Below are 24654 nucleotides of genomic sequence, written 5' to 3'. Positions count from 1 at the left end.
GCCGCGTGAGGCTTCTCCCAGATCTCCGGGGCGACTTGACTGCATCGGGCACGTATCGAAAGCCTGAGGGCATGTCGATCGAGTTCGCCGTCCCCGCGCAGTCCACCCGGGGCACACCGCCCGTGCAGCCGGGCTCGCCCGAGCTGCTGCGCGCGGTCTTCCGGCGGCACGCGGCCGGCGTCGCGGTGATCACCGCGCAGGGGGAGCGGCCCGTCGGGTTCACGGCCACCTCGCTCACCTCCGCCGCGGCCGAGCCGCCGCTGGTCTCCTTCGTCGTCGGCACCGGCTCGTCCAGCTGGCCCGCGATCGCCACCGCCGAGCACATCGGCGTGCACATACTCGGCGAGCATCAGCGCGACCTGGCCGCGCGCTTCGCCCGCAGCGGCGCGGACCGCTTCGGCGCGCCCACCGCCTGGCACGAAGGCCCGCACGGCGTCCCGGTCCTCGACGGAGTCCTGGCCTGGCTCACGTGCCGCATCCTGGCCCGCGTCCCGGCCGGAGACCACCGCCTGATCGTCGCCGAGGTGGTCGCCGGCGACGCCTCGGGCGAGGGCGCCCCGCTGCTGTACCACGGCGGTGCGTTCAACGGGCTGCGCGAGGTCTGACGGCCGCCCGGTCGACGACCCGTTCAGCCGCTCAGCGCACCGGTGTCGTTGGTGTCGGTGCCGGGGAGTGCATCGGGCCGAGCGGACTCGGTGTCCGGGCCCGGCGGGCAGATCTGGGGCTGCGGCTTCCCGGGCCTCTGGGGCTTGTGCGGCTTCTGCGCCGGCTCGCCGGACGGCCTGTCCGGCTTCGATGCGGGCTTGCCCGGCTTGCTCGGCTTGTCGGTCCAGGAAGTGATCGTCCCGTGCGGCGTCAGCTTCACGTGCACGCCGTCGTTCAGCGTCAGCTCGGGCATGTCCACGGCCGTGATGGTGCCGAGGTGCACGTTCCCGAGGAACAGGTCGGCCTGGTGGCCCTTGAAGCGGCCCTCGACCGTGAGCCGGTGGACCTCGGCCGTCATTCCGCCCTTGAGGTGCGCCGTCTTCACGTACGTGCGCCGCGCGTCCTGCGGGACCTGGTTGACCTCGTTGCCGTGCGCGTCCGAGAGGGCGACCGTGCCGGTCCGCGGTGCCACCGGGTGGTCGTGTCCGACGGCGAGTGCACCCGTGGCGCAGACGCCGAGGGTGGCGGAGGCGGCGAGAGTGACGACCGCGGCGCGCAGGTAGGTACGCATGGAGGGCTCCTTCGGGAGGTGGGGCTGGCGCGCCGGAAAGCCCGGACTCGCGATCCGTCCGGTATCCGACCATTCGAAGTTAATTGCGGCGTATTGCCGCCTTCCTAAGGGTTTGTAACGACCTGCGCGCGCTCACCGCGCGGTCCTCGTCCGGGCCGGTCACGGAGGTGTCGGCCCAGGTGTGTGGCGACTCACGTCCCTGGGTGCCGCACTCGCGCCACCTGCATTGACACTCTGTGCCACCGTTGGGAAGGTCACAGTTCCAAGCGCTTGCTCAGCGGGTAAGTGCAAGGTGTACTGACTAGTAACATTCCGAGCGGAGCGCGGGCCGCCCCGTCCGGGATTCGCCGCTCCAGGCGCCTATGCTGCCTGGTACGAGGCAGCAGCCAGCCCAGTCAAGACGATGCAGTAGGAGAGCCGGCGTGAGCTTGAGGATCGTTGTCTGTGTTAAGTACGTGCCCGACGCCACCGGCGACCGGCACTTCGCCGATGACCTGACCGTCGACCGCGACGACGTCGACGGCCTGCTTTCGGAGCTCGACGAGTACGCGGTGGAGCAGGCGCTCCAGATCGCCGAAGAGGCGGACGATGCCGAGATCACCGTGCTCACCGTCGGCCCCGAGGACGCCAAGGACGCGCTGCGCAAGGCGCTGTCGATGGGCGCCGACAAGGCCGTTCACGTCGAGGACGACGATCTGCACGGCACCGACGTCATGGGCACCTCGCTCGTGCTCGCCAAGGCCATCGAGAAGACCGGTTACGACCTGGTCATCTGCGGTATGGCCTCCACCGACGGCACCATGGGTGTCCTGCCGGCGATCCTGGCCGAGCGCCTGAACGTCCCGCAGGTCACGCTGCTGTCCGAGGTCTCGGTCGAGGACGGCACCGTCAAGGGCCGCCGTGACGGCGACACCGCCTCCGAGCAGCTCGAGGCCGCCCTGCCGGCCGTCGTGTCGGTCACCGACCAGTCGGGCGAGGCCCGTTACCCCTCCTTCAAGGGGATCATGGCCGCCAAGAAGAAGCCGGTCGAGGCGCTCGAGCTGGACGACCTCGACATCGACGCCGACGAGGTCGGTCTCGAGGGTGCCTGGACCAAGGTCGACTCCGCGGCCGAGCGTCCGGCCCGCACCGCCGGCACGATCGTGAAGGACGAGGGCGAGGGCGGCAAGCAGCTGGCCGAGTTCCTCGCGAGCCAGAAGTTCATCTAGGCCCTACGTGGCCATGGCTCGCAGAGCCCGGTAACCGCCCCCAAAAGCTTCGTACTTGCAGGAGAGAAGAAGTCCCATGGCTGAAGTTCTCGTCTACGTCGACCACGTCGACGGTGCCGTCCGCAAGCCCACCCTGGAGCTGCTGACCCTGGCCCGCCGCATCGGCGAGCCCGTCGCTGTCGCGCTCGGCAACGGCGCCGCGGACACCGCCGCCGCGCTCGCCGAGCACGGTGCGACCCGTGTACTGACCGCGGACGCCCCGGAGTTCGCGGACTACCTCGTCGTACCGAAGGTGGACGCGCTGCAGGCCGCGCACGAGGCCGTATCGCCGGTCGCCGTGCTCGTCCCGTCCTCCGCCGAGGGCAAGGAGATCGCGGCCCGCCTCGCGGTCCGTATCGGCTCCGGCATCATCACCGATGCCGTCGACCTCGAGGCCGGCGACGAGGGTCCGGTCGCGACGCAGTCCGCGTTCGCCGCTTCCTTCACCACCAAGTCCCGTGTCTCCAAGGGCACCCCGGTCATCACGGTCAAGCCGAACTCGGCCGCCGTGGAGGCCGCTCCGGCCTCCGGCGCGGTCGAGGCCCTGTCCGTCTCCTTCTCGGCGGGTGCCACCGGCACCAAGGTCGTCTCGCGCACCCCGCGCGAGTCCACCGGCCGCCCCGAGCTGACCGAGGCCGCGATCGTGGTCTCCGGCGGCCGTGGCGTCAACGGCGCCGAGAACTTCGCGATCATCGAGAAGCTGGCCGACTCGCTCGGCGCGGCCGTCGGTGCCTCGCGTGCCGCGGTGGACGCCGGCTGGTACCCGCACTCCAACCAGGTCGGCCAGACCGGTAAGTCGGTCTCGCCGCAGCTGTACATCGCCAACGGCATCTCCGGCGCCATCCAGCACCGCGCCGGTATGCAGACCTCGAAGACCATCGTGGCCGTCAACAAGGACGCCGAGGCCCCGATCTTCGACCTGGTCGACTACGGCGTGGTCGGCGACCTCTTCGAGGTCGTCCCGCAGCTGACCTCCGAGATCGAGACCCGCAAGGGCTGAGCATCTTCGGTGACGGGCCCCGCACTCTGCTTCAGGGTGCGGGGCCCGTTCGCGTGCTCGGAGATCCAGGCCGCGCACTGCCGCATCCGCCGGCGGTCCCGCGCGAACCAGCCCTGCCATGGCTCGTCCAGCGGCAGCCAGGCGACGGCCTGCCCTTCCTCGGGCATCAAGGGCGTCCGCCGGTCGGCGACGGCCATGAACGAGATGCCCAAGGTGGCTGACCAGCCGGAGCGATAGGACCGGACCGTGACCGCTGCCGGCCGCTCAAGCAGATCCACTTGGACACCGGTCTCCTCGAACACCTCTCGCAGGGCCGCCATGCGCTGAGTTTCCCCGGGCTCGACCTTGCCGCCCGGCGGAACCCACCCCCGCCAGCGGTGATCGACCATCAGGATGTGCGACAACTCCGCGTCGAACACCCAGACCTCGGCCGCCAGCGGTCCGTCACGCTGTGCGTCGGGGCGCGCCAGCATGGCCGACGCATCGTCATCCACACAAAGGGCATGCTGCGACTCCTGCATCGCCGCGTGGAGGGCATGTTGCTCGATCGGTTGGCGAGTCACCACCCGGAGGCTACGGCGCTCCACTGACATCCCTCACCGACGCCCGCATGCTCCCCAACGAGGTCTCCGCCCCACCTGTGGCTGCGCAGGCGCCGGCACCTCCAGCACTACGAAGTTCGCGTACGCGACGAGGCTTTCCTCGGGTCCGTTCCGAAACCGTTTCACCACGCGCTGCACCGGCCGGACGACCGCGCCGGAGGAGAGCCGGAGCGCGACGTACAACTCGCCCTGCGGATCGGCGTCGTTCGTCTCCCAGACGCCCCCGACGCCGGACCGGATCGTCTCTCCGACGTAACAGCCCAAGCCGAACAGGCGGGCTCCAAGGCCGGAGGCCAGAAGGCCCCCGGGCACCCCTGCGCCGGAGTCGCTGTGCTCTGTCATGAAGCGCTCGACTTTCCGCAGACTCGCAGGGGAGAAGTCCGCCCGATATCCCGAACTGCCGAGAGCGGCAGCGATCCAGTGCGCACTCGTGTGCACGTCTTCCAGCAATTGAGCCATCCGCACAGGATCCGTCGGGGCACTGACAGCGAGGACCAGGAGCGGGCTCTCAGCCGAGCGTCAGCGAGGCCTGCACCGGCAGATGATCGCTGGGGAACTGGCCGTCCAGGGCAAAGGTGCTGATCGCCGCGGAGTGCGTCCGTACCCCTGTCGTGGTCAGGATCCAGTCGATCCGGTCGCCGTCGGGCACGAGCGGCCCGTAACCGTGGAAGGTGGCGTACTGCGGGCTGCGCACCTCGGCCGCGTCCCAGGTGTCGACGAGTCCGGCGCCGGTCAGCGTGTCGTAGACCGGGTCCGCGTGCGCGGGCACGTTGAAGTCGCCCGTCAGCACCACCGGCAGCGCGGGGTCGAGACCGTTCATCCTGCGCAGGATGAGGTCAGTGGATCGGATACGTGCCGTACGGCTCGACACGTCCAGGTGCGTGTTGACGAGATAGAACTGGCCGCCGGTGCGCAGATCCCGGAGCCGGACCCAGGTCACCATCCGGATCGAGCTGCCGCCCCAGGTGTTGGAGCCGATGACTTCCGGGGTGTCGGACAGCCAGTAGTGCTCGTACTCCAGCGGGGCCAGTCGCCTGGTGTCGTAGAACACCGCCATGAACTCGCCGCGGCTGCCGCCCGAGCGGCCGGTGCCGATCCAGGCGTAGCGGCCGCCCTGGTCCGCCTCGATGTCGCGGAGCTGCTGGTACAGGCCTTCCTGGGTGCCGATGACCGTCGGCGCGGTGCGGCGCAGGAGCTCCGCCGTGGCGAGGCGGCGCTCGGCCCAGCTGTTGGGGCGTGTGTCGCCGGCGTAGCGGAGATTGAACGACATGACATCGAGCACGGATCGCCTTCCTTCTCGGTGGCGTGGGCAGTGACGGAAACCCCCAAGGGCACGGCCGGCGCGGCCACCAGGGCGGACTTGAGGCCGGTTCTGCGGGTGAGCGTGGGCTGGGCGACGGCGTCGGCCGGGACGCGGGGTTCCGCCGGTGCGGTGAGGATGGGGTGCACGGGCACAGGGTGCCCGTCGTGGGCGAAGGACACGCGGAGGGAGGGCGTCCCTGACCGAAGTGGGTGTTGACCAGCGGGAAGGTCGCCGGATAACTTCGCTATACGGATTGTTGATTCCGTGAAGCGGAAAACAGTGAGTCGGAGGGTGCGGGAATGGGTCAGCAAGAGACGGTGGCGACGAGCCTCGCGGGTGCGTTCAGCGAGGAGATCAGCGCTTCCCTCGCCCCGGTCGACGCCGAGCTCGAGCGGCGCTACCCCGGAGACCCCGGCACCCGCCAGCCCGTGCACACCGTCTACGTACCCGGTGAGGTCTTCCAGGCCGACACCATACGGTCCTGGGGCGACCAGGCGCTCGCCTCCCTCGACGAGCATGCGCCGGACGCCGAGACCTTCGCCAGGATGCTCGGCCTGAGCGACGTGCTCGCGGTGCCCGTGTACGACCGCGTGCGCGCCAAGCTGGAGCGCGAGCCCATCGAGGACCTGCGGGTCGACTTCGAGGACGGCTACAAGGGCAAGGACGAGGACGCCGACGCCGCGCGTGCCGCGCAGCTGATCGCCGACGCGTACAAGAACGGCACCGCGGCCCCGTACATGGGCATCCGCATGAAGTGCATGGAGGCCCCGGTCCGCGACCGCGGCATCCGCACCCTCGATGTCTTCCTCACCGGCCTGATGGAGGCCGGCGGTCTGCCCGAGGGCCTGGTCCTCACGCTGCCGAAGGTCACCTACCCCGAGCAGGTCACTGCGATGGTGCGCCTGGTCGAGCAGTTCGAGAAGACCCGCGGCCTCGCCGCCGGCCGGATCGGCTTCGAGATCCAGATCGAGACCAGCCAGTCCATCCTCGGCGCCGACGGCACCGCGACGGTCGCCAAGATGATCGACGCCGCCGAGGGCCGTGCGACCGGTCTGCACTACGGCACCTTCGACTACAGCGCCTGCCTCGGTGTCTCCGCCGCCTACCAGGCCAGCGACCACCCGGCCGCCGACCACGCGAAGGCCATCATGCAGGTTGCCGCCGCCGGCACCGGCGTCCGCGTCTCCGACGGCTCGACCAACGTGCTGCCCATCGGCACCACCGAGCAGGTCCACGAGGCCTGGCGGCTGCACTACGGCCTGACCCGCCGCGCCCTGGCCCGCGCGTACTACCAGGGCTGGGACATGCACCCGCGCCACATCCCGACCCGTTACGCCGCCGTCTTCGCCTTCTACCGCGAGGGCTTCGAGGCCGCCGCCAAGCGCCTTGCCGCATACGCCAACCACGTCGACGGAGCCGTCATGGACGAGCCCGCCACCGCCAAGGCCCTGGCCGGCTACCTCCTTCGCGGCCTCGACTGCGGCGCCCTGGACACCGGCGAGGTCACCCGCCTGACCGGCCTGACCCTGGCCCGTCTGCAGACGTACTCGGGCCCGCGCCGCGCGGACCTCACGGCCTCCGCGAAGTAGCCCGCAGCCGCTTCACCGCTGCCCCGTAGTCTGTACGCGCATCGACGCATGACGGACGGACGGGGCAGTGGTGTCTTCGGGGGAGAACACGGGCGAGGGGCGGGTCCTCGCCGGGCGGTACCGGGTGGTGTCCCAGCTGGGGCGCGGCGGTATGGGCATCGTGTGGCGCGCGTACGACGAGATCCTCGGCCGTGAGGTCGCGGTCAAGGAGCTGCGCACCTACGCGGACGCCGAGGCGCCCGAACTCTCCGCGCTGCGCGTACGGATGCAGCGCGAGGCCCGCGCGGCGGCCCGGGTCCGCCACCCCGGGGTCGTCGCGGTGCACGACGTGGTGGAGGCCGAGGGCCGTCCGCTGATCGTCATGGAGCTGGTCGACGGTCCTTCCCTCGACGCGGTGCTGCGTGAACGCGGCCCGCTGAGCCCGCGCGAAGCCGCCGGCATCGGAGCGAAAGTGATGGACGCGCTCGCCGCCGCCCATCGCGCCGGAGTGCTGCACCGCGATGTGAAGCCCGGCAACATCCTTCTCGCCGCGGACGGACGCGTGGTCCTCACGGACTTCGGCATCGCCACCATGGAGGACCCGGGCGACGGCTCCGCCACGCACCTGACCCGCAGCGGCGAACTCGTCGGTTCCCTGGACTACTTGGCGCCCGAACGCGCCCAGGGCCAGGACCCCGGACCCCCGTCCGACGTGTGGGCGCTCGGCGCCACGCTGTACGGGGCGGTCGAGGGCTCGGTTCCGTTCCGCCGTACGTCCACCTGGTCGACGCTGACCGCGATCGTGGTCGAACCGCTCCCCGAGCCGGTACGGGCCGGTCCGCTCGCGCCCGTACTGCAACAGCTCATGGCCAAGGACCCGCAGGCGCGACCGGACGCGGACGGAGCGGCGCGGCTGCTGCGCGCCGTCGCGGACTCGGCGGTGGAAGACGATCCGACCGCGGTGCTGCGGGGAGCGCCGGGTGCGCCGCCTCCGCCGCACGCGAGCGCGCCCGCTGAGCCCCATGTCCCCACGGAGGTGAGCCGGCCGGGCCCCGTTCCGCCCGGCTTCGGGCCTGCGACCTGGCAGCAGCCCGAAGCGGTGGTGTCAACGGCGGGCGCTCAGCCGCCGTCACCGCCGCAGCCGCGAAAGCGCGGGCGAACTGCCCTGGTCGCGGCCGCGGTGGTGGCTGTACTCGCGGCGGCCGGCGGCGGCATCGTGCTGCTCAAGGACTCCGGTACGTCGGGGAGTTCGGCGTCCGAGCGGCCCGGCGCGGAATCCACCACCGCGTCGCCGGACGGCAGGACCGACGCCGAGGACAAGCCGTCGACGCCGAACGGCAAGTCCCCGACACCGAGCGCCAAGCAGTCGAAGGACAGTGGGGCAAAGTCGCCGACGCCCTCGCGCCCCGCCGGCGCCGACGGGGGAACGACGGGAGGCTCGGACAACGGCGGTACGGATTCCGGCGGTTCGGGGAGCTCGGGCACCGGTGGCTCGGACAGTGGCGGCACGAACGGGGGAACCTCGACCGGCGGAACCACGACCGGAGGCGGCGGGCAGGATCCGGCGCCCATGTGCAACCCGGTCGGCGGCGGCAAGTACAACTGCGAGGTCTGGCGTACCGCCAAGTCCTATACGGCATCGGGCGCCGAGGCCGGCATCCTCAACGCCGGCACCAACTACTTCTACTGCCAGGCAAATCTGGGCCGCCGCGAGACCCACGGCGAGTGGACCAACGTGTGGTGGGCCAAGACCGACGACGACAGCGGCAACACCGACGTCTGGATCAGCGACGTCTACATCGAAGGCGGCGACAACGACGCGCCGGTGCCCGGCCTGCCCGTCTGCTGAGACCGCTGGTCCCCGCTCGGCGTGGCACGCCGTGGCGCCGTATGCGCTGTTGATTGAGATGAATTGTCTATGTTTGAGTCTTCTGTGAACGCTCATGGGGACTTGACGTGGACGAATACTTCAGCGATGTGCTGCTCGTCAACACAGCCGCATTGCTGGGCGGATTGACGCTGCTCGCGCTGCGTCACCGGCCGAGGACGGGGCGGGTCGGATCCCTCGCTGCGGGCGGCATCTGGGTGGCAATGGCCCTCGTGACGCTTCTCTCGCTGAGGGGAGCCGGGCCCTGGCCCGTCGCGTTCGCGGCGGCCCAGGGGTTCGCCGTATGGCTGACGGGCCGCCGCACCGCCCTGCACGTGCCGGGCCGTGTGGTGCTGGTGGCCCTCTACTCCACGGCGCTCAACGGCACTATGTGGTTCATCCACTTCGCGTGCACCGTGGACGTCTCCGCCCTTACCCGGGGCCTGCTCCTCGCCATGATCCCCACCATGCTGGCGGCGCTGCCCATGTCCGCCCTGCAGACCTTCCTGGACGCGGAGTCCCTCTGCCGTACGCACTGGAAACGCCCGTACGTACCGCACGCCGAGCCGCGACGTACCGGCCCCAAGGTCTCCGTACACGTGCCGTGTTACAGCGAGCCGCCCGACGTCGTCATCGCGACGCTCGACGCGCTCGCGCGGCTGACGTACGAGGACTTCGAAGTGCTGGTCGTCGACAACAACACGAAGGATCCCGCGCTGTGGCGGCCGGTTGAGGCGCATTGCGAGGCGCTCGGGCCGCGTTTCCGCTTCCATCACGTCGATCCGCTGCCGGGCGCCAAGGGCGGTGCCCTCAACTACGCGCTCGCGCACACCGGCCCGGACGTCGAGCTGATCGCGCTGGTGGACGCGGACTACCGGATGGAGCCGGATTTCCTGTCGCGTCTCGTCGGCCACTTCGAAGATCCGCGACTCGGCTTCATCCAGGCCAAGTACGACTTCCGTGACTGGCAGGGCAGCGCCTTTCTCACCGGCGCCTTCTGGGGCTATCAGGTTCCCTTCCCCGCCCTCTACCGCAGTCGCAACGACCGCGTCGCGACGCATCCCATGGGCACCTCCTGTCTGCTGCGGCGACGGGCCGTCGAGCAGGCGGGCGGCTGGTCCGAGACGTGTGTGACGGAGGACTCCGAGATCGGCGTGCGCATCCAGGCGGCCGGATACACGTCGTACACCTTCGACGAGCCCCTGGGGGCGGGCCTGGCGCCGGAGACCTTCGAGGCCTTCAAGAAGCAGCGCTTCCGCTGGACCTACGGACCTGTTCAGCAGTTCAAGGAGCACTGGCGCCTCTACCCGCCGCGCCCCTTCGGCCGGGCCTCGCGGATAAGCCGGGCCCAGCGGCTGCTCTGCATGCACCACGGACTCGGGCTGATCACCAGCGCCGTGGCCATGGTCGTCGGCCTGCCCCTCGGGCTCGCCGCGCTGGCGTCCATGCTGGCGCACGGGGAGCGCCCGCCGGTGGGGTACGAGATCTGGCTGGCCTTCGCCGCGAGCCTGACCGCGACGACAGGGCTCAGGTGGTGCCGTTTCCGGCGTCTCGCCGGAGCCGACCGTACAGGCGCCGGCCTCGCGATGCTGGTCGAGCTCTCCCTGACCTGGAACTCCACCGTCGCCACCCTCAACGCGCTGGTCACCAGCAACACGTCCTGGCGTGGGACGAGCAAGTTCAAGGCGGGCCCGCAAGGGTGGCGGGCGTTGGCGGCCGCCCGCACCGAGACGGTGCTCGGTCTGCTGCTCCTCGGCGCGGGCGGTCTCGCCCCGCTCGACGGCTCGGGCTTCCTGCTGTTCGTGTCGGCCCTGCTGGTGCTGCGCGCAGGCACATACCTGGCCGCGAGCGCCGTGTCCTTGATCGCCGAACGCGATCTGCGCGCCGCCGTGCCCCGGCTGCCGGGACCACGGCAGCCGAGGCGTGCTGCAGCTCTGGCCTCGCGTGACGGGGCGCAGTCCTAGGGCTTGTCCTCGAACTCCCGCCTGCCGCATGGAATTCGAGGACCGGCCCAGGGTTTTTTCGGATCTTGCCGGAGGCGCGGGGTCTGGCACGCACATCTGCCGCGTTGTCGTCGGTCGCCGACGCTCCGCGTCGACTCCCTCCTCCGCCTTGCACCTGCACCCACCAGACCCTGCTTCGGCAGCCGTCGAAGGCGACGCTTCCGTGGCCGGCAAGATCCGAAAGAGATGACCTAGCGCGCCGGGCCGATCTCGCCCGACCCCCGGGCGATCAACCGCGTCGCCAGCTCGATCCGCTCCGGTGCCACGTCCTGCCCGCCGTCGAGGCGCCGGAACAACCGCTCCGCCGCCGTCCGGCCAAGCGCCGCCGCGTCCTGCGCGATCACCGTGACGCCCGGCTGCAGCAGATCCGCCAGCTCGAAGTCGTCGAACCCGACGAGGGCCACCGGCCCGGAGAGGCCGGCGAGGACGCGTACGACCGTGACGGTCACGCGGTTGTTGCCCGCGAATATGGCCGTCACGGGCTCGGGCCCGCTGAGCATCGCCTCGGCCGCCGTGCGCACCCGCCCCGCATCGGTCGTCCCGAGCGACACCCACGCCTCGTCCACCGTCAGACCCGCGTCCTCCATGGCCGCGCGATAGCCCCGCAGGCGTTCGGCGGCCGTGTGGATGCGCGGCTGGTCGCCGATGAAGCCGATCCGCCGGTGCCCGTGCTCGATCAGATGCGCCACACCGTCCCGCGCCCCGCCGAAGTTGTCCGACAGGACCGTGTCGGCCTCGATGCGGCCCGCGGGCCGGTCCACGAACACCGTGGCGACGCCGGCCTTGATCTCCGGCTCCAGATAGCGGTGGTCGTCGCCGGCCGGGATCACCACGAGACCGTCGACGCGACGGGCGCACAGCGCGAGCGCCAACTCCTGCTCCCGGTCGGGGTCCTCGGCGCTCGACCCGTTGATGAGCAGCGCCCCGTGGGCCCGCGCGACTTCTTCGACCGCGCGGCTCAGCGGGCCGTAGAACGGGTCGGCGAGATCCTCGAGTACGAGGCCGATGCTCGCGGTGCGGCCTTTGCGGAGCACGCGCGCGCTGTCGTTGCGCCGGAAGCCGAGCGCCTCAATGGCTTCCTGGACCCGGCGCTCGGTGTCGGGTGTCACGCCGGATTCGCCGTTGACCACCCGGGACACCGTCTTCAGGCCTACCCCCGCGCGGGCGGCGACGTCTTTCATGGTGGGCCTGTTGCCGTAGCGGCTCTCGGTCCCCCTGGCTGTTTCCGCCACGTATGCCGTCCTGTTCTCAAGTGCTCGGTGCGCATGGTGTTCCCGTGTATGCGCCCCCGGCCGCGCCTCCCCGGACTGGACCTGGAGGATCACATACGTGTGGCGTCGAGCATAGAGCCTAGACAACGTTGTCAGCCCGGGAGAGACTGTCGACCTGCCTCTGCGACCTGGAGAACTTCGTGTCTTCGGGCCCTCAGTGCGGCTCTCACCGACCAGGAGACCTTCCGTGATGCAGAACCAGCTCGTCGCCGCGCTCGACATCGGCGGGACCAAGATCGCCGGTGCCCTTGTGTGCGATGCCGGCCGGATCCTGGTCCGGGCCCAGCGCCCGACGCCCGCGCGGGAGGACGGCGAGACCGTGCTGCGCGCCGTCGGGCAGGTGCTCGGCGAACTCGCCGCCGCACCTCAGTGGTCCGCCGTGCGCGCCGTCGGCATCGGCAGCGCGGGGCCCGTGGATGCCTCGGTCGGTACGGTCAGTCCGGTCAACATCCCCGGCTGGCGCGGCTTTCCGCTGGTGGACCGGGTCCGGGGGTTGAACGGTGGGCTGCCCGTCGAGCTGATCGGCGACGGTGTGGCGATCACGGCGGCCGAACACTGGCAGGGGGCGGCACAGGGGTACGACAACGCGCTCTGCATGGTCGTCTCGACCGGCGTCGGCGGCGGGCTTGTCCTGAACGGCAAGCTGCACCCCGGACCGACCGGCAACGCGGGGCACATCGGCCACATCAGCGTCGAGCTGGACGGCGACCCGTGCCCGTGCGGCGGCCGCGGCTGTGTGGAGCGGATCGCGAGCGGGCCGAACATCGCCCGGCGCGCGCTGGAAGGCGGCTGGCAGCCGGGCGCCGACGGCGACACCTCCGCGGCCGCGGTGGCGGCCGCGGCGCGGGCGGGTCACCCGGTGGCGCTGGCCTCGTTCGAGCGGGCGGCCCAGGCGCTCGCCGCGTCGATCGCGGCGACGGCCACGCTCGTCGAGATCGAGATCGCCGTGATCGGCGGGGGAGTGGCGAAGGCGGGCGAGGTCCTGTTCACGCCGCTGCGCCGCGCGCTGCGCGACTACGCGACCTTGTCCTTCGTCCAGAACCTGACCGTCACCCCGGCGATGACCGGCACGGACGCCGGCCTGGTGGGCGCGGCCGCGGCGGCGCTCGGCACCGGTGCGCGGGTGGGGGCGTCCGCGTAGGGGCAGGCCGCACGGGACCGGGTGCCCGCACAGCGCTGGGCCGGCCCCGGAGCCGTGTCCGAGGCCGGCCACGCAGTGCCTACGAGCAGGTGAGTTCCGGGGTGGCCCAGTCACCGTGGTCGGAGGTCACACCGTCCCCGCCGTCCGCGGCCACGAGGCGCACCACCTCCGCGCCGGTCACGTCGGCCGAAATCGCCTGTGCGGCATCGGCGTTGGTGAGCACTCCGGTCGAGGCCGCCTTCTTCCCGTCGGCCCAGATCTCGAAGGCGACGCTGCCCTCGCTGCCTTCCTCGTCGTCGACGCCGACCTGCGCGGTGAGCGTCGTACAGGCGCCGCCCAGGTAGTACTCGACGGCCGATTCGGCGTGCACGCCCAGGCCCCGGGAGAAGACCGCACCGTTGACGGTGATCGGGTTGCCGTCGCCGGCGTCCGACTCACCGTTGCTGGTGTCCTTCTCGACCGGCCCCCAGCCGTTGGCCGCCGAGATCCAGTCGAGCGAGCTGAGTGCGGTGGTGCCGCCGGGCGGCGGCGCGACCACGCGTACGGTCACGGGCAGCGTGCTGGTGACCCGCGCACCGGTCGACGAGCGGTAACTCGTCCTCAGCTGCAGGTCGTACGAGCCCTTCGGCGTATCCGAAGGCGCCTGCACGGTCCATCCGGTGCGCAGCGTCTGGCCGGTGGACAGGGTGTCGGCCGAGGTCGCCGACGTCGCGCGGACCGACCAGCCCGAGGGCCCGCTCAAGGCGACCGAGACCTTGAGCGCAGGGGTGCGGCCGAGGTCCGTGACCTTGGTGGTGAGCTGCGACTGCTTACCGGCCTGGACGAACGTGCTGCCCTCGACGGCCGTTTCGACGGCCGGAGGATACGCGGCCCAGTCGCCGTCGGCGCTCACCCGCAGCATCACCGTGCCATGCGCGGGAACAGTCGCGGCCAGCGCGCCGGCCGAGTTGTAGCTCTTGTGCTGCCACAGATCGCGTACGGAATAGCCCGCGGCCTTCGGCAGGCCGACCGCCTCCGCCGACGTCGCGATGCGCTGCGCCGTGGCCGACTCGTTGAACAGCGCGACGGCCCTGCTGCCGTCCCGCATCTCCTTGGACACCACCCAGCGTCCGCCCTCGGAGGTGACGACCTCGCCCTGCCTGCCCAGGGGATCCTGGTCGACCGCGATGACCTCCTTGTTGCCGAGGATCTCGAAGGTCTCCGGAGTCACCTCGCGCAGATCCGATCCGATGAGCAGCGGCGCGGCCATGATCGACCACATCGAGAAGTGCGTGCGGTACTCGGTGTCCGTCATCCCGCCGTTGCCGACCTCGAGCATGTCGGGATCGTTCCACCGGCCGGGTCCCGCATACGGGGCGAGCGGGAGATTCTGTTTCATGATGCCGAGCATCGAGCCCCAGTTGTCACTGATGTCACCTGTCGTGCGCCACAAGTGGCCTACGTCGGCGGCCCATTCCCAGGGCCTGTTCTCTCCCCATTCGCAAATGCTGTAGACGATGGGGCGTCCGGTGGCTTTGAGGGCGTCGCGCATGGTGATGTAGCGCTGCTTGGCGTCCACGCCCTGGTTATTGCAGTTGTCGTACTTGAGGTAGTCCACACCCCAGTCGGCGAACTGCTGAGCGTCGGATTTCTCATGGCCGAGGCCGCCCGGGAAGCCGGCGACGTTGCAGGTCTTGGTGCCCGCGCTGGTGTAGATGCCGAACTTCAGACCCTTTGCGTGCACATAGTCGGCAACTGCCTTGATTCCATTCGGGAATCGGACCGGGTCTGGCACCAGCTTGCCGTCGGCGTCGCGCTCCGGCAGCGCCCAGCAATCGTCGAGGTTGACGTATTCGTAGCCGGCGTCCTTGAGACCCTTCTCGACGAAGATGTCGGCTATTGACTTGACCATCGCTTCGTTGAACTCGGCGCGGCAGTGCGTCGTGTTCCAGTTGTTGAAGCCCATCGGAGGGGTACGGGCGAGCCCGTCGTCCACCAGGGGCTGCTCCGGGGGCTTTTCGGGTTCCGCTTCTTGGGCCTGAGCTGGTGTCGACAGTCCTGCCGAGCAGAGCAGGACGACGCTCAGCGCTCCGATCATTCTTCGGCGAGTGTTGCGGGTGAGAGGGTGACGCATCGTGACGTTCCTCCGTACTCGCGCTGGTTCGGATGTGTCATGTCTGTGTCATACCGCGCGTTTACGGTAGGCCGTGTTCGAGTCTGTTGGAAGAGATGCGGTAACAGTTCGCCCTTGTCCTGTCGGAAGTCTTGACCATCCCGCAGGTTGCGAGTGTGATCCGAGCCACCCGTTCGTTTGTGTTGGGTTCGCCCGACGGCCCGACGAGTCCATCAAGGAGAGGGACATGACAGAGTCATCGTTCACTGGGCAGGGTGCGCTCGGCGGTGGGCTCCAAAACGATGCGGGACATCGGATGTCCCGACGGAATCTGCTGCGTGGCACCGCCATCAGCGCGGGGGCGGTCGCCCTGCCTTCGCTCCTGACCGCGTGCGGCGGCGGGCCCGCCGATGCCGGCAAGACGGTCGCCATGGGTTCCAACGCCTCCGACCCGGTGCCGAAGAAGGCGTACGGCGAGGCCTTCAAGGCGTACGAGAAGCAGTCGAAGGAGAAGCGCAAGGTCAAGGTCAACACCGTCGACCACAACTCGTTCCAGGAGAACATCAATCGCTATCTGCAGAGCACTCCGGACGATGTGTTCATGTGGTTCGCGGGATACCGGATGCAGTTCTTCGCGAAGAAGAACCTGCTGCACGAGATATCGGATCTGTGGTCCGGTTTCGACGGCTTCTCCGACGCGATCAAGGACCAGTCGACGGGCGAGGACGGCAAACAGTACTTCGTGCCGTTTTACTACTACCCGTGGGCCGTCTTCCACCGCAGGAGCGTTTTCCAGAAGTACGGCTACGAGGCCCCGAAGAACCTCGACGAGTACGTGGCTCTCGCGAAGCAGATGCAGAAGGACAAGCTGATCCCGATCGCTTTCGCGGACAAGGACGGCTGGCCCGCGATGGGCACCTTCGACTACCTGAACATGCGCATCAACGGCTATGAGTTCCACAAGGCGCTGATGGCGGGCGAGAAGGCCTGGAACGGCACCGAGGTCAAGGAAGTCTTCGACACCTGGCGCCGCCTGATGCCGTATCACCAGGAGGGCGCGAACGGACGCACCTGGCAGGAGGCGGCGGGCGCGCTGCAGAAGAGCGAGGCCGGCATGGCGGTCTTCGGACTGCCGCAGCCGGGGCAGCAGTTCCCGGACGACGAGCGCGAAGACCTCGACTTCTTCGTCTTCCCCGAGATCAACCCCGAGCACGGCACCGACGCCGTCGAGGCGCCGATCGACGGCTTCCTGCTCGCGAAGAAGGGCAAGAACCTCAAGGACGACAAGGGGATGGAGGCGGCGAAGGACCTTCTGAAGTTCCTCGCCACCGCCGAGGCCGAGAACACCTACCTCGAGCACGATCCGACCAATATCGCCGTGCACGAGGAAGCCGACACCGCCAAATACTCCGAACTCCAGCAGAAGGCCGTCGAGTTGGTGTCGAGCGCCAAGCAGATCTCGCAGTTCCTCGACCGCGACACCCGCCCGGACTTCGCGTCCACGGTCATGATTCCCGCGCTGCAGAGCTTCATCGGCAACCCGAAGGACATCGACGGTCTCGTGAACGACATCGAGCGGCAGAAGAAGACCGTCTTCGCGGCCGACTGACGTCCCCTCCCGATCGGTGCTTCTTCTTCCCGACCGACCCTAAAGCTCTGGGAGTTCACACCAGTGTCGCTCACCTCTACGCGGGGCGATCGAGGTCGGCGACGGCGCGGGGCGCGGCGGTTCAACCGCCGCGACCGCGTCGTCCTCGCCGTTCTGCTCGGTCTGGCCATCCTGATCGACCTGTTCATCATCTGGGGCCCCACCGTCGCGTCCATCGGCCTGTCGTTCACCAGCTACGACGGCATCGGGGACATCACCTGGGTCGGCCTGGACAACTACCGGACCGCCTTCACGGAGTACCCGCAGTTCTGGCCGGCCGTCCGCCACAACCTGATGTGGCTGGGCTTCCTGGGCCTTGTGGCCACGCCGTTCGGACTGTTCCTCGCCGTGCTCATCGACCGGGGTGTGCGCTTCAGCCGCTTCTACCAGTCGGCGATCTACCTGCCGGTCGTCCTGTCGCTCGCCATCGTGGGCTTCATCGCCCAGCTCGTGTTCTCCCGCGACCAGGGCGCGCTCAACGCGCTGCTCGGCCGGCAGGACAACCCGATCGACTGGATCGGCGATCCCGACATCAACATCTGGATGGTGATGATCGCCGCGGCCTGGCGGCACACCGGGTACGTGATGATCCTCTATCTGGCCGGGCTCAAAGCGGTCGACGCCTCCCTCAAGGAGGCCGCCGCGATCGACGGGGCCAACGAGCGCCAGACGTTCTTCCGGGTCGTCTTCCCGACGCTCCGGCCGGTCAACGTCATCGTCATGGTGATCACGGTGATCGAGGCGCTGCGCGCGTTCGACATCGTGTACGCCATCAACCGGGGAAGAAACGGCCTCGAGCTGCTCTCCGTGCTCGTCACCGACAACATCATCGGCGAGGCGAGCCGTATCGGCTTCGGTTCGGCCATCGCCGTGGTGCTGCTCGTCTTCTCCCTCGGTTTCGTCGTGACGTATCTGGTCCAGGAGCTGCGAGGGGAGAAGAACCGATGAGCGTCGCGCCCGCACCCGCCCCGACCGCCGCCACCGAACGGGTCTCGGGGACCGGACCCCGGCCCCGGACCCGGCGCCGCGGCCGCTGGGGCACCCAGATCTTCCTCACCGCGGTCGCGCTCGGCTTTCTGGCCCCGCTGCTGCTCGCGGTCTACGCCTCGCTGCGGCCGTACGACGAGACGGCCGAGGAGGGGTACTTCTCCTGGCCGAAGACCCTGTCGTTCGACTACTACCAACAGGCCTTCACCGACTCGGAGATGACGAAGTACTTCGTCAACACCCTGATCATCGCCGTGCCCGGCGTCCTGGTCGTGCTGTTCCTCGCATCGTTCGTGGCCTTCGCGGTCTCACGGCTCAGGATGCGCGGCGGCATCGTGCTCGTCATGATCTTCACCGCGGGCAATCTGCTGCCCCAGCAGGTGATCATCACGCCGCTGTACACGGTGTTCAACAAGATCGAACTGCCCTACTGGATGTCGGACTCCTACCTGATGTACGACTCCTACTGGGCGGTGCTCGCGGTCCAGATCGGCTTCCAGCTCGGCTTCTGCGTCTTCGTGCTCGCCAACTTCATGCGCACCCTGCCGCAGGAGATCATCGAGGCCGCGGTCGTGGACGGCGCGGGCGTGTGGACCCAGTACTGGCGGATCACGCTGCCGCTGTGCAGGCCGGCACTCGCGGCGCTCGGCACGCTCCAGTTCACCTGGATGTACAACGACTTCCTCTGGGCGCTCGTCTTCATCAACACCGGCGACAAACTCCCGATCACCTCGGCGCTGAACAACCTGAGCGGCCAGTTCTTCACGGACTACAACCTGCTCGCCGCAGGCTCGGTGATCGTCGCGGCCCCCACGATCATCGTGTTCCTGCTGCTGCAGCGGCACTTCATCGCGGGGCTTACGTTGGGGTCGGCGAAGGGGTAGGCGCGACCTGCTGTTTTCCTCGGACACGCTGGTCGACCCCGGCACGCCAGGACCCGGTCGGCCTCCCTTCGTATTTCTCCTATCGACGGACGGTGGGCGCGGGCTAACCTCCCGACGCTTGACATGGGCAGTGCAAGAGCGACTGGCTCCTGCACCCCCATAACCCCCCAAGGAGACCTGTGCGCGCTTTCCGGCCCCGTAGCCTCGCCGCCTCGCTCGCCCTAGCAACCGCGGTACTCGCACCCACCATCGCGCTCGCCGCTCCGGCGTCGGCGGCGACCGTAGGCACCACCGCCATCACCTGCACCATTGAAGACTTCATCGGTATCTACTGCGGCTACCACTACTGGAACACCTACGCAGACCGCGGCGACACCGGAGCCAAGGTGAAGGAGATACAGGCGCTCCTCACCCTCCGCGGCTACTCCGTCGGATCCTCAGGCATTGACGGGCAGTTCGGCGCCGCCACTGAGGGCGCGGTGAAGCGTTTCCAGTCCAACAACAGACTTGGCGTCGATGGGATCGTGGGTCCCAAGACGTGGGAGGCATTGCGCATGCCGTAGGCAGCGGGCACGCGAGAGCCCCGAACCCATCCCAGGGTTCGGGGCTTCTTCGCGCTCGACGGCCCGCAGACGGTCAGGCGTCGGCCGGAAACGAGGGCGCATGGCGGCGGACCAGGCAAGTGTTCGTCCCCGCGGGAGCAGCGGACCAGACAAGTGCCCGTCCCCGCAGGGGCGGCCGACCAGCCGTCGCAGCCTGGACCAGTCCGTCTCAGCCTCTGGAAACGGGATGAGATCCCCGCGGCGCCCCGCCTAAGGTGCCGCCATGGCCGACTCTCCCGTATGCGAACGTGCCCAGGTCAATGCCGGGCGTCTCCAAGCGCCCAGGGCGTCTCACACCCCGTGCGTCCCCGGCTCGATGATCTCGTCGAGGACGCTGCGTACCGCCTGGAACGCGCAGCCGTAGACCTGCGCCGCGAACTCCTCGTCGGGATCCGCCCGTTCGAGGTCGGCGGTGCGTGCGCGCCAGCCGTGCTCCTGGCGGGCGGCCCAGTCGCGGGCACGCAGAATACGCCTCAGCAGTTCGTCGGAGTCCACGATGTCGGTCATAGTTGCCGACTACCCCGCAGGTCGCGGCCCAGACGCGGCGAGCGCATCGCGTACGGGGTTAGGCGGCGTAGTGGAGCGGGCAAGCCACCCGGGGGCCGGAGAAGAGGGGGAACCGTGATCGTTTGGGTTAACGGTGCGTTCGGTGCGGGCAAGACCACGACCGCCCGCGAACTGCTCGACCTGATCCCGAACAGCACCCTCTTCGACCCCGAGGTCATCGGCGGCGCACTGCCATGGCTGCTGCCGCCCAAACGCCTGGCGGAGGTGAGCGATTACCAGGATCTCGCCTTCTGGCGGCGCATGGTCGTCGACACCGCCGCGGCGCTGCACGCTGAGGTCGGCGGTGTGCTCATCGTCCCGATGACGCTGCTTCGCCAGGAGTATCGCGACGAGATCTTCGGCGGTCTCGCCTCCCGGCGCATCGCCGTACGCCATGTGCTGCTCGCTCCGGCGGAAACGATCCTGCGCGCGCGGATCGCCGCCCGCGAGGTCCCCGAAACGGCCGACGGCGAACTGCGCGTGCGCCAGTGGTCGTTGGACCACATCGAGCCCTATCTCGCCGCGCTCGGCCAGTGGCTGGCCGCCGATGCCTACCTCCTCGACACCGGTGCGCTGACCCCGCGCGAGGCCGCCGAGCGCATCGCGGAGGCCGTGCGCACCGACGCCGCCGGCGTGTGCGAGATCGTGCAGACACCCCAGCCGACCGCGGAGACCCTCGCGGCCGGCGTCCTGCTCTTCGACGACCGGGACCGGGTGCTGCTCGTCGACCCCACGTACAAGGCAGGCTGGGAGTTCCCGGGCGGAGTTGTCGAGCCGGGCGAGGCGCCCGCGGCCGCGGGGATACGGGAAGTGGCCGAGGAGACCGGCATCCGACTGACCGGAGTCCCCAGCCTGTTGGTGATCGACTGGGAACCGCCCCAGCCACCGGGATACGGCGGGATGCGCCTCCTCTTCGACGGCGGCAGTCTCCCCGCGGACGCCGCCGAACAGGCTCTGCTCCCCGGCCCCGAACTGCGCGCCTGCCGCTTCGTGACCGAGTCGGAGGCGGCCACCCTGCTGCCGCCCGTCCGCTACGAGCGCCTGCGGTGGGCGCTGCGGGCGCGGGAGCGGGGCGTGCCGCTGTATCTGGAGGGTGGCGTGCCGGTCGGCTGTGGGGGAGCGTCAGCCGCCCCACGGGCTACTGGGTAGCGTCCTTCCGGTGAATCTCAACCTCTTCGACGATGTGCCCGACGGTCTGACCCGACGGGCTCGTTCGTTCGTCGCAGCGCACGGTGTCAGGGTCGATGTGATGCACGTCGAGGAGCACAGGCAGTGGTGGCTCGAGCGGGACATTCCGGCGGCGGTCGTCGACCGGATGGCGACCTACAGGGAGCGCTGGGGCGGTCTGGTTCTCCCACCCGCATCGCAGTACGACGGTGGCCCGAGGTATCTCGAAGCGGACTCTCCGGAAGGCGCCGCATCCGAGGGATGGTCGTTCGTGGCAGGCCACGCCTCCAAGTGGGCGAGGCGGATCGACAAGGTCACCGGCGACGATGTCGACGGCATCGTGCTCGACGGGTTCGAGCCCGTACGCGAAGTGCGCGGCCTGGCCGATACCTGGTGGCGAGGCGCCGACTCCCTGGTGGCGGTCTATACGGGCATGGCCGAGGCGCTGTCCTTTCCGCGCGGGCGCACCGCATTGATCTACGGCGGATTGGACGAGTGGGGTCTGTACGGAGGTGTCGAGGACAGCGCCGTCTGAGGTCAGCAAGCACGTGTTCAACGGACCACGCGCGCGAGCCGAACGCCCGCTCACCTCACGGCAGATACGACTCCAGCGTCCCCCGCCTGCGCACATCCAGCGTCGCGCAGTGGAACGAGCCGCCGAACGGTGCGTAGTGCAGCAGGTCGCAGGGGATCGGTTCGAAGCCCCAGCGCTCCAGGGCGCGCAGCATGCCCGTGTGGTGGCGTTCGGCGATGACCCGTTTCTCGTCCACCATCAGCACGTTCATGTTCAGCCACTTGCCGCACATCGACGTGACCTTGAGCAGGCGTTCGTCGATCGGGTCGGGTTCGGGGGCGACCAGGACGTCCCACGAGCGCAGGGCTTCGGGGAGGTCGTCGGGGTTCACGTAGGTCGGGTTGATGAGCAGCTTGCCCGGAGCGAGCGGCATGAACGTGGTGTCGATGTGCATCGGCGTGCGGCAGCTGCTGGCTATCTCGTGGATGCGGTATTCGGGGCCGAGGTGGCGGCGCAGCCAGTCGATGCCCATGCGGTTGGTGACATTGCTGCGGGTGACGAAGAGATCGCGTCCGGCCCGTACGAAGTCCGCCGCGTCGAAGACCGGCTCGAACTCCGTGAGGATGTAGCGCATCGGCTCGTCCTCGGCCGGCGTGCGGAACTCCGGCTCGAACAGCTCGTCGGTGAGCTGCGGTTTGGGCGCGGAGGTCCAGCGGGCGCCGCGCCGGAAGTAGTCCTTGAGCAGCCTGCGGTACGAGTGGGTCTCGAAGTAGCGGCAGGGCCAGGCCATCGGTGTCTCGATGATCTCGTCGCCGATGACGAGGAGGCTGTCGCGGGGGCAGGTGTTGCAGAAGCCCCGCGAGGACCAGTCGGGAGTCGCGAACCGCCGTTTGTGATCGACCGGTTCGGGCCTGCGCACCGTGATGCCCAGGGACTGGAGCAGCTCCACCAGTCCGTCGAGCTCGTCCTGGGCCGGTCCGATCAGACGGCTCGGGTATCTCATGCCCGCGGCCAGACCCTGCAGCCGGCCGGCCCACGTGGGGACATTGCAGGTGACGACGGGATGGTCGGAGGGGATCGTGGCGCCTTCCAGGCGGCCGACGACGACCTCTTCCAGGGGGTCCCATTCGTTGTGCGAGTTCACCGGGGACTGCTGCGTGGCCGGCGGATCCGTGGACGGCTGCGAGCTCGAACGCGGCGAGCACACCGGGCGGTCCGCCGTCGTCCTGGTTTCGAGGCTCTGTCCCACGACACTGCTCCCTCGACTGTGGCCAATTCTACTCCGGCGCCCGCGGCAGGCCCTCTGACCTGCAAACCCGTCCCGCGGGCCGGGCCTGCCGAGTACCCAGGGTGATCGTGGTGATGCCCTGCGCCGCGCACGCGGGCGAAAAACAAGCGGTCCCGCTCCCCGGCCAGGGAGCGGGACCGCTGGGCGGATCCGGGGCGGTCAGGCCTTGGACGCCGCGTAGTTCTGCAGGAACAGCGCCTCCGTGATGGACAACTGGCGCAGCTCCTGCGGTGAGACCGACTCGTTCGGCGCGTGGATCTGCGCCTCCGGCTCGCTCAGACCGATGAGGAGGATCTCGGCGTCCGGGTAGAGCGAGTCGAGCGCGTTGCACAGCGGGATCGAGCCGCCCTGGCCCGCGTACTGCATCTCCTCACCCGGGTACGCGACCGCCATCGCATCCGCCATCGCCTGGTACGCGGGGGAGTTGACGTCGGCGCGGAAGGGCTGGCCCTGGCCGATCTGCTCGGTGCGCACCCGGGCGCCCCACGGGGTGTGCGCCTCGATGTGGGCGCGGAGGAGCTTGGTGGCCTCCACGGCGTCGCCCGTCGGCGGCACGCGCAGGCTGATCAGAGCCCGGGCGCTGGACTGCACGGACGGGGTGGCGCCCACGACCGGCGGGCAGTCGATGCCGAGCACGGTGACGGCGGGGCGCGCCCAGATGCGGTCGGCGACCGTGCCGGAGCCGATCAGCTCGACGCCGTCGAGGACCTTGGCGTCCTTGCGGAAGTCGCTCTCCGGGTACTGCAGACCCTCCCAGGTCTGGTCGCCGTCCAGGCCGTCGACCGTGGTCGAACCGTCCTCGGCGCGCAGCGAGTCGAGGACACGGATCAGGGCGCCGAGCGCGTCCGGTGCCGCGCCGCCGAACTGGCCGGAGTGCAGATTGCCTTCGAGGGTGTCCATCTCGACCCGCAGCAGCGTCATGCCGCGCAGCGTCGAGGTGACGGTGGGCAGGCCGACGCGGAAGTTGCCGCTGTCGCCGATGACGATCGCGTCCGACTTCAGCAGCTCCGGGTGAGCCTCGGCGTACCGCTCGAGACCGCCGGTGCCCTGCTCCTCGGAGCCCTCGGCGATGAACTTCACGGAGACCGGGATTCCGCCGTTCTCCTTGAGGGCGCGCAGCGCGAGCAGGTGCATGATCACGCCGCCCTTGCAGTCCGCCGAGCCGCGCCCGTACCAGCGCCCGTCGCGCTCCACCAGCTCGAACGGCGGGGTCTGCCAGGCCTGCTCGTCCAGCGGCGGCTGTACGTCGTAGTGCGCGTAGAGCAGGACGGTGGGCGCGCCCTCGGGGCCGGGAAGGAGGCCGTAGACGGACTGGGTGCCGTCGGGGGTGTCGAGCAGGGCCACATCGGTGAAGCCCTCGGCGCGCAGGGCGTCGGCGACCCAGTTCGCGGCGGCCTCGCTCTCGCTCTTCGGGAACTGCTCGAAGTCCGCCACCGACCGGTACGCCACCAGCGCGGCCAGCTCCTCCTTCGCCTTGGGCATGAGGGCGGCGACGGTTTCGGCGATCCGTTCCTGCGCCGGGTTCGGCGACATGGGCACGCTCCTGAGGGATGCGACGTTGTACAGGTGTGCGGAGGTTGTGCAGGTATCCGCACGACGATCTTTTCACAAGGGGAGAGGCCCTGTTCCGGCGGCGGGGGGGCCTCCGCGTCCGCCGTAGGATGCCCTGGAAAGCAGCCGCAGTCAGCCGGATCGGAGCAGCAGGCCA

Annotated in this window: 22 protein-coding genes; 13 read left to right on the top strand and 9 right to left on the bottom strand. The window is 69.5% G+C overall.

All coding sequences use genetic code 11. The features are described from left to right. The first annotated feature begins 71 nt into the window (after window positions 1-71). On the top strand, window positions 72-605 hold the full coding sequence (locus H9Y04_RS26115; RefSeq protein ID WP_187816444.1) for a flavin reductase family protein: 534 nt from the start codon (window positions 72-74) through the stop codon (window positions 603-605). Between the two features lie 23 nt (window positions 606-628). On the opposite strand, the gene H9Y04_RS26110 is transcribed toward H9Y04_RS26115, so the two are convergent. Continuing rightward, a complete protein-coding gene (locus H9Y04_RS26110) occupies window positions 629-1216 on the bottom strand; it encodes a hypothetical protein (RefSeq protein ID WP_187816443.1) in 588 nt (195 codons plus the stop codon). Window positions 1217-1638: 422 nt separating this feature from the next. Between H9Y04_RS26110 and H9Y04_RS26105 the strand changes: the two genes are divergently transcribed. Then, complete coding sequence (locus tag H9Y04_RS26105) at window positions 1639-2424, top strand: electron transfer flavoprotein subunit beta/FixA family protein (protein ID WP_187816442.1); 786 nt, start codon at window positions 1639-1641, stop codon at window positions 2422-2424. 76 nt (window positions 2425-2500) lie between these two features. Then, window positions 2501-3463, top strand: a complete 963-nt coding sequence (locus H9Y04_RS26100) for an electron transfer flavoprotein subunit alpha/FixB family protein (RefSeq protein ID WP_187816441.1) — start codon at window positions 2501-2503, stop codon at window positions 3461-3463. Here H9Y04_RS26100 and H9Y04_RS26095 read toward each other — a convergent pair. The 3 genes from H9Y04_RS26095 to H9Y04_RS26085 are packed head-to-tail and all read right to left on the bottom strand — an operon-like array spanning window position 3391 to window position 5347. Then, window positions 3391-4026 carry an NUDIX domain-containing protein gene (locus H9Y04_RS26095; RefSeq protein WP_308801102.1) on the bottom strand — a complete coding sequence of 212 codons (636 nt, stop codon included), beginning with the start codon at window positions 4024-4026 and terminating at the stop codon, window positions 3391-3393. The genes H9Y04_RS26100 and H9Y04_RS26095 overlap by 73 nt on opposite strands. Before the next feature lie 33 nt (window positions 4027-4059). Continuing rightward, window positions 4060-4524 carry a hypothetical protein gene (locus H9Y04_RS26090; protein ID WP_187816440.1) on the bottom strand — a complete coding sequence of 155 codons (465 nt, stop codon included), beginning with the start codon at window positions 4522-4524 and terminating at the stop codon, window positions 4060-4062. Window positions 4525-4573: 49 nt separating this feature from the next. Beyond that, window positions 4574-5347, bottom strand: coding sequence for an endonuclease/exonuclease/phosphatase family protein (locus H9Y04_RS26085; protein WP_438818146.1), 774 nt, complete (start codon window positions 5345-5347; stop codon window positions 4574-4576). 320 nt (window positions 5348-5667) lie between these two features. Here H9Y04_RS26085 and H9Y04_RS26080 point away from each other — a divergent pair, with 320 nt between their 5' ends. The 3 genes from H9Y04_RS26080 (at window position 5668) to H9Y04_RS26070 (ending at window position 10767) form a co-directional block, all read left to right on the top strand. Further along, a complete protein-coding gene (locus H9Y04_RS26080) occupies window positions 5668-6957 on the top strand; it encodes a DUF6986 family protein (protein ID WP_187816439.1) in 1290 nt (429 codons plus the stop codon). A gap of 70 nt (window positions 6958-7027) precedes the next feature. Then, window positions 7028-8785 carry a serine/threonine-protein kinase gene (locus tag H9Y04_RS26075; RefSeq protein WP_187816513.1) on the top strand — a complete coding sequence of 586 codons (1758 nt, stop codon included), beginning with the start codon at window positions 7028-7030 and terminating at the stop codon, window positions 8783-8785. Window positions 8786-8892: 107 nt separating this feature from the next. After that, complete coding sequence (locus tag H9Y04_RS26070) at window positions 8893-10767, top strand: glycosyltransferase family 2 protein (protein WP_187816438.1); 1875 nt, start codon at window positions 8893-8895, stop codon at window positions 10765-10767. Between the two features lie 230 nt (window positions 10768-10997). On the opposite strand, the gene H9Y04_RS26065 is transcribed toward H9Y04_RS26070, so the two are convergent. Continuing rightward, entirely contained in the window at window positions 10998-12038 is a 1041-nt protein-coding gene (locus H9Y04_RS26065; RefSeq protein ID WP_187816437.1) for a LacI family DNA-binding transcriptional regulator, read from the bottom strand. 229 nt (window positions 12039-12267) lie between these two features. Between H9Y04_RS26065 and H9Y04_RS26060 the strand changes: the two genes are divergently transcribed. Continuing rightward, the gene (locus tag H9Y04_RS26060) at window positions 12268-13218 is read left to right on the top strand and encodes an ROK family protein (RefSeq protein ID WP_187816512.1); all 951 of its coding nucleotides are present in this window, start codon (window positions 12268-12270) and stop codon (window positions 13216-13218) included. Window positions 13219-13297: 79 nt separating this feature from the next. On the opposite strand, the gene H9Y04_RS26055 is transcribed toward H9Y04_RS26060, so the two are convergent. Further along, window positions 13298-15331 (bottom strand): NPCBM/NEW2 domain-containing protein, encoded by a 2034-nt coding sequence (locus tag H9Y04_RS26055; RefSeq protein WP_236071377.1) that lies wholly within the window; start codon window positions 15329-15331, stop codon window positions 13298-13300. A 295-nt stretch (window positions 15332-15626) separates the two neighbouring features. Here H9Y04_RS26055 and H9Y04_RS26050 point away from each other — a divergent pair, with 295 nt between their 5' ends. From H9Y04_RS26050 to H9Y04_RS47550, 4 genes are all read left to right on the top strand, one after another. Further along, window positions 15627-16919, top strand: coding sequence for an ABC transporter substrate-binding protein (locus tag H9Y04_RS26050; protein WP_187816510.1), 1293 nt, complete (start codon window positions 15627-15629; stop codon window positions 16917-16919). 63 nt (window positions 16920-16982) lie between these two features. After that, window positions 16983-17906, top strand: coding sequence for a carbohydrate ABC transporter permease (locus tag H9Y04_RS26045; RefSeq protein WP_187816436.1), 924 nt, complete (start codon window positions 16983-16985; stop codon window positions 17904-17906). Beyond that, window positions 17903-18829, top strand: a complete 927-nt coding sequence (locus H9Y04_RS26040; protein WP_187816435.1) for a carbohydrate ABC transporter permease — start codon at window positions 17903-17905, stop codon at window positions 18827-18829. The genes H9Y04_RS26045 and H9Y04_RS26040 overlap by 4 nt, the downstream gene beginning before the upstream one ends. A 179-nt stretch (window positions 18830-19008) precedes the next feature. Then, a complete protein-coding gene (locus H9Y04_RS47550) occupies window positions 19009-19392 on the top strand; it encodes a peptidoglycan-binding domain-containing protein (RefSeq protein ID WP_187816434.1) in 384 nt (127 codons plus the stop codon). Between the two features lie 330 nt (window positions 19393-19722). Here H9Y04_RS47550 and H9Y04_RS26030 read toward each other — a convergent pair whose 3' ends face one another. Further along, window positions 19723-19938 carry a hypothetical protein gene (locus tag H9Y04_RS26030; protein WP_187816433.1) on the bottom strand — a complete coding sequence of 72 codons (216 nt, stop codon included), beginning with the start codon at window positions 19936-19938 and terminating at the stop codon, window positions 19723-19725. A 114-nt stretch (window positions 19939-20052) separates the two neighbouring features. Here H9Y04_RS26030 and H9Y04_RS26025 point away from each other — a divergent pair, with 114 nt between their 5' ends. Then, entirely contained in the window at window positions 20053-21126 is a 1074-nt protein-coding gene (locus H9Y04_RS26025) for an NUDIX hydrolase (protein ID WP_187816432.1), read from the top strand. Window positions 21127-21136: 10 nt separating this feature from the next. Next, window positions 21137-21679 carry a hypothetical protein gene (locus H9Y04_RS26020; protein ID WP_187816431.1) on the top strand — a complete coding sequence of 181 codons (543 nt, stop codon included), beginning with the start codon at window positions 21137-21139 and terminating at the stop codon, window positions 21677-21679. 55 nt (window positions 21680-21734) lie between these two features. Here H9Y04_RS26020 and H9Y04_RS26015 read toward each other — a convergent pair whose 3' ends face one another. Together H9Y04_RS26015 and H9Y04_RS26010 are read right to left on the bottom strand one after the other, a co-directional pair. Continuing rightward, on the bottom strand, window positions 21735-22865 hold the full coding sequence (locus tag H9Y04_RS26015; protein ID WP_187816509.1) for an amidinotransferase: 1131 nt from the start codon (window positions 22863-22865) through the stop codon (window positions 21735-21737). Window positions 22866-23105: 240 nt separating this feature from the next. Next, window positions 23106-24479: a dipeptidase gene (locus H9Y04_RS26010; RefSeq protein ID WP_187816430.1), complete on the bottom strand. Its 1374-nt coding sequence runs from the start codon at window positions 24477-24479 to the stop codon at window positions 23106-23108. Window positions 24480-24654: the final 175 nt, after the last annotated feature.

Origin of the sequence: Streptomyces polyasparticus, from assembly GCF_014493765.1 — a bacterium.
Classification (GTDB): domain Bacteria; phylum Actinomycetota; class Actinomycetes; order Streptomycetales; family Streptomycetaceae; genus Streptomyces; species Streptomyces polyasparticus.
This window is presented reverse-complemented; position numbering and strand designations above follow the sequence as displayed.